This window comes from Halomonas piscis (assembly GCF_031886125.1).
In the GTDB taxonomy this organism is placed as follows: domain Bacteria; phylum Pseudomonadota; class Gammaproteobacteria; order Pseudomonadales; family Halomonadaceae; genus Vreelandella; species Vreelandella piscis.
Genome location: NZ_CP119391.1, coordinates 2216475 through 2230218, shown reverse-complemented (window position 1 = coordinate 2230218; position 13744 = coordinate 2216475). Strand labels below are relative to the sequence as shown.

Annotated in this window: 11 protein-coding genes; 1 reads left to right on the top strand and 10 read right to left on the bottom strand. The window is 65.5% G+C overall.

The window, feature by feature from the left end:
* Position 1 precedes the first annotated feature (1 nt).
* On the top strand, positions 2 to 1486 hold the full coding sequence (trpE, locus tag P1P91_RS10430) for an anthranilate synthase component I (protein WP_311885784.1): 1485 nt from the start codon (positions 2 to 4) through the stop codon (positions 1484 to 1486).
* A gap of 70 nt (positions 1487 to 1556) precedes the next feature.
* Here the strand turns inward: trpE and nuoN are convergent, their stop codons facing one another.
* The 10 genes from nuoN to nuoE form a co-directional block, all read right to left on the bottom strand.
* The gene (gene nuoN, locus P1P91_RS10425) at positions 1557 to 3002 is read right to left on the bottom strand and encodes an NADH-quinone oxidoreductase subunit NuoN (RefSeq protein WP_311882449.1); all 1446 of its coding nucleotides are present in this window, start codon (positions 3000 to 3002) and stop codon (positions 1557 to 1559) included.
* On the bottom strand, positions 3002 to 4531 hold the full coding sequence (gene nuoM, locus P1P91_RS10420) for an NADH-quinone oxidoreductase subunit M (protein ID WP_311882447.1): 1530 nt from the start codon (positions 4529 to 4531) through the stop codon (positions 3002 to 3004). The genes nuoN and nuoM overlap by 1 nt, the downstream gene beginning before the upstream one ends.
* A gap of 15 nt (positions 4532 to 4546) precedes the next feature.
* A complete protein-coding gene (gene nuoL / locus P1P91_RS10415; RefSeq protein ID WP_311882445.1) occupies positions 4547 to 6457 on the bottom strand; it encodes an NADH-quinone oxidoreductase subunit L in 1911 nt (636 codons plus the stop codon).
* A complete protein-coding gene (gene nuoK / locus P1P91_RS10410; protein WP_311882444.1) occupies positions 6454 to 6762 on the bottom strand; it encodes an NADH-quinone oxidoreductase subunit NuoK in 309 nt (102 codons plus the stop codon). The genes nuoL and nuoK overlap by 4 nt, the downstream gene beginning before the upstream one ends.
* On the bottom strand, positions 6759 to 7382 hold the full coding sequence (gene nuoJ, locus P1P91_RS10405; protein ID WP_311882442.1) for an NADH-quinone oxidoreductase subunit J: 624 nt from the start codon (positions 7380 to 7382) through the stop codon (positions 6759 to 6761). The genes nuoK and nuoJ overlap by 4 nt, the downstream gene beginning before the upstream one ends.
* Positions 7383 to 7409: 27 nt before the next feature.
* Positions 7410 to 7949: an NADH-quinone oxidoreductase subunit NuoI gene (gene nuoI / locus P1P91_RS10400; RefSeq protein WP_311882441.1), complete on the bottom strand. Its 540-nt coding sequence runs from the start codon at positions 7947 to 7949 to the stop codon at positions 7410 to 7412.
* A gap of 81 nt (positions 7950 to 8030) precedes the next feature.
* Positions 8031 to 9041 (bottom strand): NADH-quinone oxidoreductase subunit NuoH, encoded by a 1011-nt coding sequence (gene nuoH / locus P1P91_RS10395; RefSeq protein ID WP_311882440.1) that lies wholly within the window; start codon positions 9039 to 9041, stop codon positions 8031 to 8033.
* Positions 9041 to 11794 carry an NADH-quinone oxidoreductase subunit NuoG gene (gene nuoG, locus P1P91_RS10390; protein ID WP_311882439.1) on the bottom strand — a complete coding sequence of 918 codons (2754 nt, stop codon included), beginning with the start codon at positions 11792 to 11794 and terminating at the stop codon, positions 9041 to 9043. Before nuoG ends, nuoH begins: the two co-directional genes overlap by 1 nt.
* Positions 11794 to 13191, bottom strand: a complete 1398-nt coding sequence (locus P1P91_RS10385) for an NADH-ubiquinone oxidoreductase-F iron-sulfur binding region domain-containing protein (RefSeq protein ID WP_311882438.1) — start codon at positions 13189 to 13191, stop codon at positions 11794 to 11796. The genes nuoG and P1P91_RS10385 overlap by 1 nt, the downstream gene beginning before the upstream one ends.
* Positions 13188 to 13730, bottom strand: a complete 543-nt coding sequence (nuoE, locus tag P1P91_RS10380; protein WP_311944684.1) for an NADH-quinone oxidoreductase subunit NuoE — start codon at positions 13728 to 13730, stop codon at positions 13188 to 13190. Before nuoE ends, P1P91_RS10385 begins: the two co-directional genes overlap by 4 nt.
* Positions 13731 to 13744 lie beyond the last annotated feature (14 nt).

Genomic DNA, 13744 nt, shown 5'->3' with positions numbered 1-13744 from the left:
GATGACTCCCGACCGCTTTGCCGAGCTGGCCCGCGCCGGCTACAACCGTATTCCCGTTGCCCGGGAGGTGCTGGCCGACCTGGATACGCCGCTATCGACCTATCTCAAGCTGGCCAACGTGCCCTGGACCTTTTTGCTGGAATCGGTGCAGGGCGGCGAAAAGTGGGGGCGCTACTCGATCATCGGCCTGCCCTGCCGGGAGCGCATCGAAGTGCGCGGCCATACCGTGCGCCATCTTCAGGACGGCGAAACCCAGGGGGTGACCGAAGTCGACGACCCGCTAGCGTGGATCGAGGAGTTCCAGGCGCGCTTCAAGGTGCCCAAGATCGATGATCGCCCGCGCTTTGACGGCGGGCTGGTGGGCTATTTCGGCTACGAGACCATCCGCTACATCGAGCCGCGCCTGGCCGACAGCGACAAGCCGGATCAGCTCGGCGTGCCGGACATCCTGCTGATGGTGTGCAACGACCTGGTGGTGTTTGACAACCTTTCCGGTCGGCTGACGCTGCTGACCCACGCCGACCCGGAAGCCGTGGATGCTCTGGCGACGGCCGAAGGGCATTTACGGCATCTGGAAAGCCGCCTGCGCGACGCCTATCAGCGACCGAGCGGGCAGGTCCAGGGCAAGCCGGAGGTTCGGGAAAGCGACTTTCGCTCCGGTTTTACCCAGGAAGGCTTCAAGGCCGCGGTGGCCAGGATCAAGGAATACGTCCGCGCCGGCGACATCATGCAGTGCGTGCCTTCCCAGCGCATGTCGGCTCCGTACCGCGCCGCGCCGCTGGACCTCTACCGGGCGTTGCGCAGCCTCAACCCCTCGCCGTACATGTATTACCTGAATCTGGGTGACCATCAGGTGGTGGGCTCGTCGCCGGAGATCCTCACCCGCACCGAGGAAGACGAAGTCACCGTTCGCCCCATTGCCGGCACCCGCAAGCGCGGCAGAACCGAAGCCGAAGACGAGGCGCTGGAAAAGGAGCTTTTGGCCGATCCCAAGGAGCTCGCCGAGCACTCCATGCTGATTGATCTGGGGCGCAACGATATCGGGCGTATCAGCGAGACCGGCAGCGTCAGGGTCACCGACAAAATGGTGGTCGAGCGCTACTCCCACGTCATGCACATCGTGTCCAACGTCGTGGGGCGGCTCAGACCCGGGCTCTCGGCCATGGATGCGCTGCGCGCCACCTTTCCCGCCGGCACCGTATCTGGCGCGGCGAAGGTGCGCGCGCTGGAAATCATCGACGAGGTCGAGCCGGTCAAGCGCGGCATCTATTCCGGCGCGGTGGGCTATCTGTCGTGGCACGGCAACATGGATACCGCGATCGCCATTCGTACCGCGGTGATCAAGGACGGAGAAGTTCACGTGCAGGTGGGCGCGGGGATCGTTGCCGACTCGGACCCGGAAACCGAATGGCAGGAAACCCTGAGCAAGGGCCGCGCGCTGTTTCGCGCCGTGGCCATGGCCGAGCGCGGCCTGGACGAACACTGAGGCGGCCCGGCCGGCGCCTGCGAGTGAGCAAAAGCGGGCCGGCCGGTCCGATGGGTGGGGGCGCCTGCGGCTACGGCGTCGCCACGCTACCGGCGGCGTTTGCCAGGGCGATCATGGGCGCGGGGTAGAGGCCCAGCAGGACCACCAGCACCGCCGCGCCGAGCACGACGAGGCCGCCGGCGCGCACCGCCCAGTCCGCCGAGGCGTCCCGGTGATGCATCCCCGGTTCGGCCAGGAACAGGGTGACGATCACCCGCAGGTAGTAGTAAAGCCCGATGGCGCTGCCGACGATGATGCCGGCGACCAGCCACCACTGCCCGGCTTCCACGCCCAGAGCAATGAGGTAAAACTTGCCGATGAAGCCTACGGTTGCCGGAATGCCGGCGAGCGAGAGCATGGCGACGGTCATCACCGCGGTGAGGAAAGGCCGGCGCCAGAACAGCCCGCGATAGTAGTGCAGGCTGCCGGCGTCGGCGCCTTCGGTGGCGCTTGACACCAGGATGACCACGCCAAAGGCGGCGAGAGTGGCAAGGATGTAGGTTATCAGATAGACCCCGCCGGCTTCGGCGGCCAGGCCGTCGGCGATGACCAGCACCAGCAGCATGTAGCCGAAGTGGGCGATGGAGGAATAGCCCAGCAGGCGCTTGAGATTGGACTGGGTCAGCGCCAGCAGGTTGCCGATCAGCATGCTGGCAAGCGCGAGCACCCAGAGCACCGCGTGCAGCCACTCGCCCTGAAACGCCGGGGCGCTCATCACCAGGCGCAGCATGATGATGAATACCGCGACCTTGCTGGCCGTGGCGAGAAACGTCGCCGCCGGCCCGGGCCCGCCTTCGTAGACGTCCGGCGTCCACAGGTGGAAGGGCGCGATTGACAGCTTGAAGCCGAGCCCCACCAGCATCATGCCGGCCCCGGCCAGCCCCCAGGCGCCGCTGCCCTGCGTGAGCGTTGCCATCAGCGCGGCAAGCTCGAGCTCGCCGGTCTGGGCGTATACCAGCGCCATGCCGAAGAGCAGAAAAGAACTCGCCGCCGCGGAAAGAATCAGGTATTTGATCCCGGCTTCCAGCGAACGGCGCTCGTGAAAGGCGTAGGCCAGCATGCCGTAAAGCGGCATGGACAAAAGCTCCATCCCCAGAAACAGGCTGGCCAGATGCCGGCTTGCCACCAGCACCAGCCCGCCCGCCGCCGAGCACAGCAGCAGCAGGTAAAACTCTTCCCGGGGCTTTTGGAACGTCTCGAAGTAGGCATGCGCCAGCACCGCGCAGGCAAGCGTCGAGGCCAGCACCAGAAGCCCGCCGAGGGCGGCCGGGCCGTCAAAGACGAGCAGCGTGGTTGTGAGCGGCAGTATGCTCAGCGCCGTGATCTGGGCAATCAGAGCAAGCGCCAGCCCCAGCACGCTCACGGCCACCGTGACGTGATGGTCGCGCCGCCAGGCGGTGCCCAACATGACGGTGATGGCCGTGGCGGCCACCAGAATCAGCGGAAGATAAGCGATAGCAAGCTTGGGCAACGGCATTAGCGAGCCTCCGGCAACGGTGAGCTTTGGGCGTCAAACAGCCGATGGATTTCCCCCATGGACGCGCCGGTAGTGTCCAGCAGCGGCTGCGGATAGAGGCCAACCCAGAGGATCAGCGCCACGATACCCAGCAGCATGCAGAATTCCCGAGCGTCCAGGCCTGACAGCGGCGTATCGTCCTGGGGCGGGCCGTAGTGCACCCGCTGCATGAGCATAAGGGAATATACCGCCGCCAGTACCAGCCCGACGCTGGCAAGCGCTACCACCCAGGGGGCGATGGCAAAGGTGCCGAACAGCACCATGAACTCGCCGACGAAGTTGGCCGTGGTGGGCATGCCAAGCGAAGCGGCAATCAGGAACAGGTACATGCCCGGCAAGCTGCCAAGCCGGCCCCAGAGACCGCCCATCTCCCCGATCTGGCGGGTATGCAGCCGCTCGTAGAGCTGGCCGCTCAAGATAAAGAGGCCGGCAGCAGAGAAGGCGTGGGCCACCATCAGCACCACCACGCCCTGGAGCGCAAGCTCGGTGCCGGCGTAGATGCCGATGAGCACAAAGCCCATGTGGGCAATACTGGTGTAGGCCACAAAGCGTTTGATATCGCGCTGGCCGCAGGCCAGCACCGCGCCGTAGAAAATGCCCAGCAGACCCAGCCCCATGGCCACCGGGGCAAACGCCTGGGAGGCCTCGGGAAACAGCGGCAGGGCAAAGCGCAGCATGCCGTAGGCGGCGGTCTTGAGCAGGATGCCGGCCAGGTCCACGCTGCCCGCGGTGGGCGCCTGGGCGTGGGCGTTGGGCAGCCAGCCGTGCAGCGGTATCACCGGCAGCTTGACGGCAAAGGCGATGAAGAACCCGAGCATCAGCCAGAAGGCAAGCGTGGGCGACAGCGCGGTTTCCTTGAGTACGGCATAGCTGAACGAGTACTCGCCGGTGTTGGCGTGGTGGGCAAACACCAACCCCAGAATCGCCACCAGCATCAAAAGGCCGCTTGCCTGGGTGTAGATGAAGAACTTGATCGCCGCGCCGATGCGGGTGCTGCCCTTGGAGCCGCTGTGGCCCCAGAGCGCGATGAGAAAGTACATCGGCACCAGCATCAGTTCCCAGAAGAAGAAGAAAAGGAAAAGATCGATGGCCAGAAACACCCCGACCACGCCGCCAAGGATCCACAGCAGGTTGAGGTGGAAAAAGCCGATGCGCCGGACGATCTCGTTCCACGAGCAGAGCACCGCAAGCACGCCGAGAAAGCCGGTCAGGGCGATCAGCACCAGCGACAGGCCGTCCAGCGCCAGATGGATATCGATACCGAAGCGTGTGATCCAGGGCAGGCGATACTCAATTGCCCACTGGGCGCCCGAGCCGTCCGTGGCGGGCAGCTGAAAGTTCAGCTGCACCCACAGCCACAGCGCAATCAGCAGCACGAAGAGCATGGTGGCAAGAGCAATCAGGCGCGTGGCCCGGCTGCCCAGGCGTTCGGCCTGCCAGCATAAAAGCCCCCCGACAAACGGGATGACGATCAGCCATACCAGTATCATAAGCGTTTATCCCTTTCAGGTTCCCTGGGTCACCAGCGCCAGACTCAATAGAATCAACGTCGCCCCAGCCACCATGGTGACGGCGTAGCCGCGCAGCTTGCCGGTCTGGGTCCGCGAAAGCCCCAGGTGCACAAGCCGCACGCACCATGCCAGCAGGCGGAAGAGGCCGTCGAACAGATCGCTCTGCAAAAGCCAGACCACGCCGCGATAGGGGCGCACAATGGTCCAGTCAAACACCAGGTCAAAGCCCCAGGCGTGGTGCCACAGCTGCCAGAGCCCGGCCCCCAGACCGTGGTTGGCCGGGCGCAGCCAGCCGCGCTTGAGGCCGAACAGCCACACCCCCAGAGCGATGCCGGCCAGAGCCGTAGCGGCGGCAACCAGCTCCAGCGCGCCGTGGCCGGCCGTGACGCCCTCTCCGGGGCCTGTTGGCAGCACGCCGCCGAGCGGCGGGGTAATCCAGGCGCCGAGAAACGTTGAGAGCACGGCGAGCACCACCAGCGGCAGGCCGTGGGCCAGGCCGCGGCCGGTGTCGGCATGGCGGGCGTTATCGCTTTTTGCCGCGCCGTGGAAGGTGCCGATAATCAGCCGCAGGGTGTAAAGCGAGGTCAGCAGCGCGCCGATCAGCCCGGCCGCGAGCAGGCCCTGCCGGTCGGCGGCCAGCGCCTGCCAGAGGATTTCATCCTTGCTGTAAAACCCGGCGGACACCAGCGGCAGGGCGGCCAGCGCCGCGCCGCCCACTATAAAGCCCATATAGGCCAGCGGCAGTTTGCGCCACAGCCCGCCGAGGCGGTGCATGTCCTGTTCGTGATGGCAGCTTATGATCACCGCGCCGGCGGAGAGGAACAAAAGCGCCTTGAAAAACGCATGGGTCATCAGATGGAAAATCGCCGTGTCGTAAGCGCCGACGCCCAAAGCGAGAAACATGTAGCCGATCTGGCTCATGGTGGAGTAGGCCAGCACCCGCTTGATGTCGGTTTGCGCAAGGGCGGCAAAGCCCGCCATGAGCAGCGTCAGCGCGCCGATCACGCCGGTGGCGTAAAGCGCGGCGGGCGCGAGCTCGAAGATGCCGTGCATGCGCGCGATCAGGTAGACCCCGGCGGTGACCATGGTGGCGGCGTGGATCAGCGCCGACACCGGCGTGGGGCCGGCCATGGCATCGGCAAGCCAGGTATGCAGCGGCAGCTGGGCCGACTTGCCCAGCGCCCCGCCGAGCAGCAGGAAAGCCGCCAGCTCCACCACGGTATCGCCCGACTGCCAGGCCTTTGGCGCAAGCTCGAGAATCTCGGCGATGTTGAGCGTGCCCAGCCGGGCGAAGAGCAGAAACATGCCGATGGCCAGAAAGACGTCACCGATCCGGGTAATGATGAACGCCTTGAACCCGGCCCAGCCGTTGGCGCTGTTGGTGTAGTAGTAGCCGATGAGCAGGTAGCTGCACATCCCTACGCCTTCCCAGCCGAGGAACAAAAGCAGCAGGTTGTCGCCCAGCACCAGCAGCACCATGCTGAACACGAAGAGGTTCATGTAGGTGTAAAAACGGGTGATGCCCGCCTCGCCGCGCATGTACCAGGCAGCGAACAGGTGGATGAAAAAGCCGACCCCGGTAATCACCCCGAGCATGGTCAGCGACAGGCCGTCCAGCGCCAGGCTGATGCCCGGCTGGAAATCACCCACGGCGATCCAGGTCCAAAGCGTCAGCTGCTCGGGGCCGTTCTCGGCAAAGCCCAGAGCGATCATCGCCGTGGCCAGGGCAGCCAGGCCGACGCTGGCCGTGCCCGTCAGCGCGCTGGCGCAGTAGCCCAGGGTCCCCCGGGAAAACGCCAGGATCAGCGTGCCCAGAAGCGGCAGCAGGAAGGTGAGCGGCAGCAGCACCGCCGTTGGCTGGGCTGTCGAGAGCGTTGTCAAGAAAGTCGTCAAGGGTTCCATCATCCGCGCATCCTGCTGGCCACGTCGAGGTTGAGGGTCTTGAAGCGGTGATACAGCTGGATCAGCAGGGCAAGCCCGACGCTTGCCTCGGCCGCTGCCAGGGTAATCACCAGCAGGAACATGACCTGGCCTTCCGGCTGTTCCCAGCCGGTGCCGGCTACGATGAAAGCAAGACCCGCGGCGTTGAGCATGACTTCAAGGCTCATCAACACAAAGATCATGTTGCGGCGGAACATCAGTCCGCCAAGCCCCAGGGCAAACAGCACGGCGGCAAGAACCAGGCCGTGTTCCATGGCGACGCCGTTCATGAGTCCTCCTTGGGGGTATCGGTGTCCGCCGGCTGAGGCTGGCCTTCGACATCGGCGGATGGCTGGGTCGCCCCTTTGCCTTTTCTGTTCGTGGGCATATCGCGCGGGGCGGGCGAGGGCGCGGCCACCGGGCTCAAGCGGCCCACGTGGGACGCCGTCACCAGGGCAGCCAGCAGCAGCAGCGCGCCAAGCTCCACCAGCAAGAGCCAGGGGCCGTAGAGCAGCGTGCCGGCGCCCTTGGCGGTAAGCCCGCCGCCGGTGATCACGGACTGGCCGTCGCCGCGCCAAAGAAGGCTGACCAGGGTCAGAAACAGTACCGCAGCCAGCAGCGACGGCCCCAGCCAGGTGCGCGCCTTGAGCCATTCGCGCTCCTGCTCGGCGGCGGCCTGGCCGAGATTGAGCATCATCACCACGAACACGAACAGCACCATGATGGCGCCGGCGTAGACGATGATTTCCAGAGTTCCGGCAAAGGGCGCGCCGAGGGCGAAAAACACCATGGCGACTGCCAGCAGCGACACCACCAGGTACAGCACCGCGTGTACCGGGTTGGGGTTGGCAATCACGCCCAGGGTGGCAAGCACCGCTGTCAGGCCGCCGAGATAGAAGGCAAGCTCCATGAATCCTCCCGTGTGGTCAAAGCGCCCTCAGGGCAGCAGCGTGGTGACGTTGATGGGTTCGGCCTCGTCTTCGCCCTGGCCCTTGTCCTTGCCGCTCACGGCAAGCCCGGCCACCTTGTAAAAGTGGTAGTCGTGGTCCTTGCCGGGGCCGTTGATCAAAAGGTCTTCCTTTTCGTAGACCAGCTCCTGGCGGCGATACTCGGCCATTTCGAAGTCCGGCGTGAGCTGAATCGCCGAGGTCGGGCAGGCCTCTTCGCACATGCCGCAGAAAATGCAGCGCGAGAAGTTGATACGGAAAAACTCCGGGTACCAGCGGCCGTCGTCTTTTTCCCCTTTCTGCAGCGCGATGCAGTCCACCGGACAGGCCACCGCACAGAGGTTGCAGGCTACGCAGCGCTCTTCGCCGTCAGGGTCCCGGGTGAGCACGATGCGCCCACGGTAGCGCGGCGCGAGGTAGGGCTTCTCTTCGGGGTAGTTGATCGTCTCGCGCTTGCGAAACGCGTGCATGAAGATGATTCCCAGGCTGCGCAGCTGGGACCAGGTGCCTTGTAACAGTTTTTTATACATGACGTTTCCTCCGTTGACGCCCGGTTACCCACGTTTTACGCCTGCATGGCGATTGGCTCAGTGCGTCCCCCAAGCGCGGCCCTACGCCGGCGCCGCGAGCAGAATAATGGCGCCGGTGACCAGCAGGTTGAGCAGCGTGAGCGGCAGACAGACAATCCAGCCAAAGGTCATGACGCGGTCGTAGCGCGGCCGGGGCAGCGCAGCCCGCACCAGAACAAACAGCAGCGTAAAGACCGCGGTCTTGAGCATGAACCAGACAATCGGCGGCAGGAAAGGCCCGTGCCAGCCGCCAAAGAACAGCGTCACGGTGAGCGCCGAAATCAGCAGCATGCCCACGTATTCGCCGATGAAGAACATGCCGAACTTCATGCTGGAATACTCGACGTGGTAGCCGTCGGCGAGCTCCTGCTCGGCTTCGGGCTGGTCGAAGGGGTGGCGGTGAGTGACCGCAAAGCCGGCGATGAGAAAGTTGCAAAAGCCCAGAAACTGGGGGATGACAAACCACAGGCCTTCCTGGGCGCTGACGATTTCGCGCAGGTTGAACGAGCCCGCGGTTGCCACGACGCCCATGAGCGAAAGCCCCATGAACACCTCATAGGAGATGGTCTGGGCCGAAGAGCGCATGGCGCCGATCAGCGCATACTTGTTGCCGCTGGACCAGCCGCCCAGCAGCACCGAGTAAACGTTGATGCCGCCCATGGCAAGGAAGAACAGCAGGCCGATGTTCCAGTCCGCCACCCCGAGCGTCGGCGTGATGGGGATGATCACGAACGAAAGCAGCAGCGAGGCCATGGCAATGGCCGGCGCCAGCAGGAAAATCGTGCGGTCGGCGAAGGGCGGAATCCAGTCTTCCTTGAAAAAGATCTTGAGCATGTCGGCGATCAGCTGCAGCGAGCCGAACGGCCCCACCCGGTTGGGTCCGTAGCGGTCCTGCCACAGCCCCAGCATCCGGCGCTCCACCACGGTGAGCAAGGCACTTATAAGCACCGCGACGAGCAGAATCGCCACGGCCTCGATCATGGCAATGGCCGTCGCCAGCAGCGTCGGGCTCAGCCACGCCGGGCGCAGGCCTTCAAGCATTGCCCATTCCATCAGCCTTCCTCCTTGCCCAGGGTGACCCAGCGACCGTTCGGCGCGCCGGGCATGACCCCGGCGGGCAGCGTCACCAGCCCGTCGGGCAGATGAGGCTCCACCTGCAGGGCGAGGGGCAGGCGCGTCTCGCCAAGGCACAGTGTCAGCGTGGTGCCGTCCTCGGCGTCAAGCGCCCGGGCATCGGCCGCGCTTAGCGTCAGGCGAGGCGTTGCCGTGCGTTCGACGATCGCCTCGGCGCGGGACGAGGTGGCCTCGCCGCCGAACAGCCGCGGCAGAACCCACAGCTGGAACTGGCCCTCGTGGCGGACAAAAGCAGCGGGGATAGCGTCGGCGCTGGGGTAGGCCGCGTCCGACGTGCTTTGGGCTCCGGTCACGCGAACCCCCGGATCGCCGCCCTGAAGGTGGCCGCCCACGCTGTCGGTGAACTTGTCCCACGCCTGAGGCGAGTTCCAGCCCGGCGCCCAGGCAAAGGGCACGTTTCGGCGCGGGCGTTCAAAGCCGCTGTAGCCCTCCATGGAAAAAACAAAGGGCGTCTCCGGGTCCTGGGGGACGCGCGGTTCGCTGACGGCGATGTCGGCGCGCATCGAGGTGCGCCCGCTGTAGCGGTGGGGCGCCCTTGCAAGTTTGAGCGTGCCGGGAAGCTCGGCGTGGCCGCCGGCCGCTTCCATGCCTTCAAGGGCCGGGTAGGCCGAGGCGCAGTCGGTCAGCACCCGGTCAAAGGATACAGGCTCGCTGGCGCTGCGCCCGAGGCTTGAACGCAGAGCGTCAAGCCAGCGCCAGCCGGAGTGGATGCGAGATTCCGGGCGCATGTGGCGCGGATCGTAAACTTGATAAAACCGCTGGGCGCGGCCTTCGAGGTTGACCACGGTGCCGTCGGTTTCGACAAAGCTTGCCGCGGGCAGGCCAAGAGTGGCTTGCTCCCAGGTCCGGGTGCGCTGGTGATCGAGCACGATCAGGCTATCGGCCGCCGTCAGGGCTTCGTTTACCCGGGCATTCGGCAGACGCTCGTAGAGGTCGTTTTCCAGCACGATGAGGGTGTCGGCGTGGCCGTGGGAGACGTGCTCGAGTGCGCGCTCCAAAGGCTTGCCGCCCATCAGCGCAAGCCCGGTGCTGTTGGCTTCCCGGCGTATGAGAAGCAGGCCGCCGCGCTGCGCTTGCCGGCCGGCTGTTTTCTGCGCCTTTTTCCGTTTCCCCAGCGCCCGGGCGACGCTGGCGGTGGCGTTGAGAACGGCAGGCGATTCAAGCGAGCCGCCGCTCACGATAAGCGGGCGCTCGGCGGCAAGTAGCGCCCGAGCGATATTGCCGGCCTGGGCCCGAGTGGCGTCGTCAAGGTCGCTGACCGCCGGCGCCTCGGCGTCGATCTCGTGAGCCACGGCAAAGCCCAGCCGAGCGATATCGTCCGGCGCCAGCTGCAGGCTTGCCGCGCTGATGTCGTCAAGGCCGGTGGCAGTGGGGTAGGCGATATAGAGCGGATGGCGGCTGTCCTGAGCCAGGGTTTTCACCGCCTCGGCGTTCCACTGAGGGATACCGCGCTCTTCGGCGAGCTCGTCGCGGATGCCGAGCACCGCCTGGCGCACGTTGAGGCCCAGCCGAGCGGCGCTTTGCAGCAGATCCTCGCCGAGGACCAGCACCGCGTCGTGATTTTCGACGTCGCGGGGCGTCGGCGTGGCCAGTGCCCCCTCGGCGTCGATGGCGGCCATGCGCTCAAGGCAGGCCTGCTCGGCAGCGGCGATGCCGGTGGAAAAGTTGTTCTCGCCCACCAGCGCCCTCAGCTGGTGGTTGCTTTCAAGGCTCGCCCGGGGCGAGCCGATGCCGATGACTCGCCGTGCCCGGCGCAGCAGGTCGGCCCCGCGGTCCAGCGCCGGGTCCACGTCGAGCTCTGTATGGGTGCCGTCATCGTGCCATTCCGGCCGGCGCGGACGATCGTCGCGGTTGACGTAGTCGTAGCCGAAGCGGCCGCGGTCGCAGAGAAAGTGGCTGTTGACTTCGCCGTTATAGCGATTTTCGATGCGCCTGACGCTGCCGTAACGCTCCCCGGGGCTGGTGTTGCAGCCTACCGAGCACTGATGGCAGACGCTGGGGGCGTACTGCAGGTCCCACTTGCGGGTGTAGTGGCGGGTGTGGGTCTTGTCGGTGAATACGCCGGTGGGGCAAACCTCGGTGAGATTGCCGGCAAAGGGGCTTTCCAGCACGCCTTCCTGGTAGCGGCCGAAATAGAGGTTGTTGTTCATGCCGAATACGCCAAGGTCCGTGCCGCCGGCGTAGTCGTTGTAAAAGCGCACGCAGCGATAGCAGTTGATGCAGCGATTCATTTCGTGGGCGACAAAGGGCCCCAGGTACTGGTTGCGGTGGGTGCGCTTGGCAAAGCGGTAGCGCCGCCGGCTGTGGCCGGTCATCACCGTCATGTCCTGGAGGTGGCAGTGGCCGCCTTCGGCGCATACCGGACAGTCGTGGGGGTGGTAAGTCATGAACCATTCGGTCACGCGGGCGCGAAACGCGTACGCCTCGTCATCGTCGATGGAAATCCAGCTGTTGTTGGCGGCGGGGGTCATGCACGACATCACGATCTTGCCCTGGGTGTCGTCTTCGTCCTTGTACTGCTTGACCGCGCACTGGCGACAGGCGCCCACGCTGCCCATGGCCGGGTGCCAGCAGAAGTAGGGGATGTCCAGCCCCAGCGACAGGCAGGCGTGCAGCAGGTTGTCGCTGCCGTCTACCGTATAGGCGTTGCCGTCCACATGAATCGTTGCCATCAGCTCACCTCTTCGTTTGCCGCCGCTGTATCCGCGCCGTCAGCCGCGGCGGTAACCCCCTCGACCTCTTTCTTGACAATGCCTGCTTCAAAGTCGGCGCGGAAATGGCGGATCGCCGACTCCAGCGGCATTGCGGCCCCCGGCGCGTGGGCGCAGAACGTGAGCCCAGGGCCGATGTTTTGCGCGTGCTCCTGCAAAAGTTCGATGTCGCCGGGCCGGCCTTCGCCGTGCTCGATGGCCTGGAGTATCTTCGCCGTCCAGTGCAGACCGTCTCGGCAGGGGGTGCACCAGCCGCAGGATTCCCGGGCAAAGAACTGCTCCAGGTTGCGCAAAAGGCCCACCAGGCTCTGGCGCTGACTGACCACGGTCAAAAGCCCCGTCCCCAGCCGGCTGCCGTACTGGCCGACGGTATCAAAGTCCAGCGCAAGCTCCAGATGCTCGGGCAGCAAAAAGCCGGTGCTGCCGCCGCCGGGAAGCCAGGTTTTCAGCGTGTGCCCTTCGCGCATGCCGCCGGCGCGCTCCATGATGTCCCAGCCGCTGGTGCCGATGGGCAGCTCCCACAGGCCGGGTTTGTTGACCAGCCCGGAAACGCCGTAAAGCTTGGTGCCGCCGTCGCCGCTCAGGTCGCCGGACAGCGCCTGATACCAGTCGGCGCCGTGCTGCATGACCGCCGGGGCGTTGCACAGGGTTTCGACGTTGTTGACCACGGTGGGCTTGCCCCAGGCGCCGGACTGGCCGGGAAACGGCGGCTTGGCCCGGGGGTTGGCGCGCTTGCCCTCGAGCGAGTTGATCAGCGCGGTTTCCTCCCCGCAGATATAGCGCCCGGCGCCGGTGTGCAGGGCGATGTTGAAGTCAAAGCCGCTGCCGGCGACGTTATCGCCCAAAAGGCCGGCCTCGCGCGCCTCCTCGATGGCTATTGCCAGCGAGCGCGCGGCTTCGACGTACTCGCCGCGCAGAAAGATATAGCCGTATTTCGAGCGGTTGGCGTGGCCGGCGATGATCATGCCTTCGATCAGCAGGTGTGGCTGCTGCTCCATGAGCATGCGGTCCTTGAAGGTGCCAGGCTCCATTTCGTCGGCGTTGCACACCGTGTAGCCCCGCGGCAGGTTCTCGCCCACCTGGGTCAGGCTCCACTTGACCCCGGCGGAGAAGCCGCCGCCGCCGCGACCGCGAACGTTGGCGGTTTTCATCGCCTCGATCACATCTGCAGGATCCATGGCCAGCGCCTTCTCGGCGCCTGCGTAGCCGTTTTTCTGCCGGTATTCGTCAAGCCCGATGCGCGAGCCGTCGTCGTGGAGCCGCCAGGTCAGCGGGTGCGTCTCCTCGCGGCGCTCGTCGGCGCCCTGGCGCAGCTGGCTGTGATAGCGCAGCCGGGAGTTTGCGGGAATTGCCGTCATGGATACGCCTCCAGAAGCTCGCTTAAGTCACTCGGCGCAATGGGGCCAAAGGTGTCGTCATCGATCATCATGGCCGGCCCGCGATCGCAGGCGCCCAAACAGCAGGTGGGCAGCAGGGTAAAGCGGTTGTCCTTGGTGGTTTCGCCAAAGCGGATGCCCAGCCGCTGGCTTAGCGCGGCGCTGAGCTCGTCATAGCCGGTCAAAAAGCACGAGCTGCTGTCGCAGACGAGAATCACGTGGCGGCCGACCGGCTGACGGAAAATCAGATTGTAAAAGGTGGCCACGCCTTCCACGCTGCCGGGGCCGACGCCGAGTACCTCGGCGATGGCGGCGATGGCGCCGTCGGGCACCCAGCCGTGGCGTTTCTGAACGATTTTCAGCGCCTCGATGCACGCCGCCTGGGGCTGCTCGTAGTGGGCGCGCTCCTCGAGCATGGCGCGGCGATCGTCGGCGTGCAGCGCGAAGCCGTCGCCGTCGGTGGCGATGGGAGCCGGCGTGCCGGTTGCCGCGTAAAAACTGTCAGACTGGTTTACAGACATCGTTACCGCTCCCC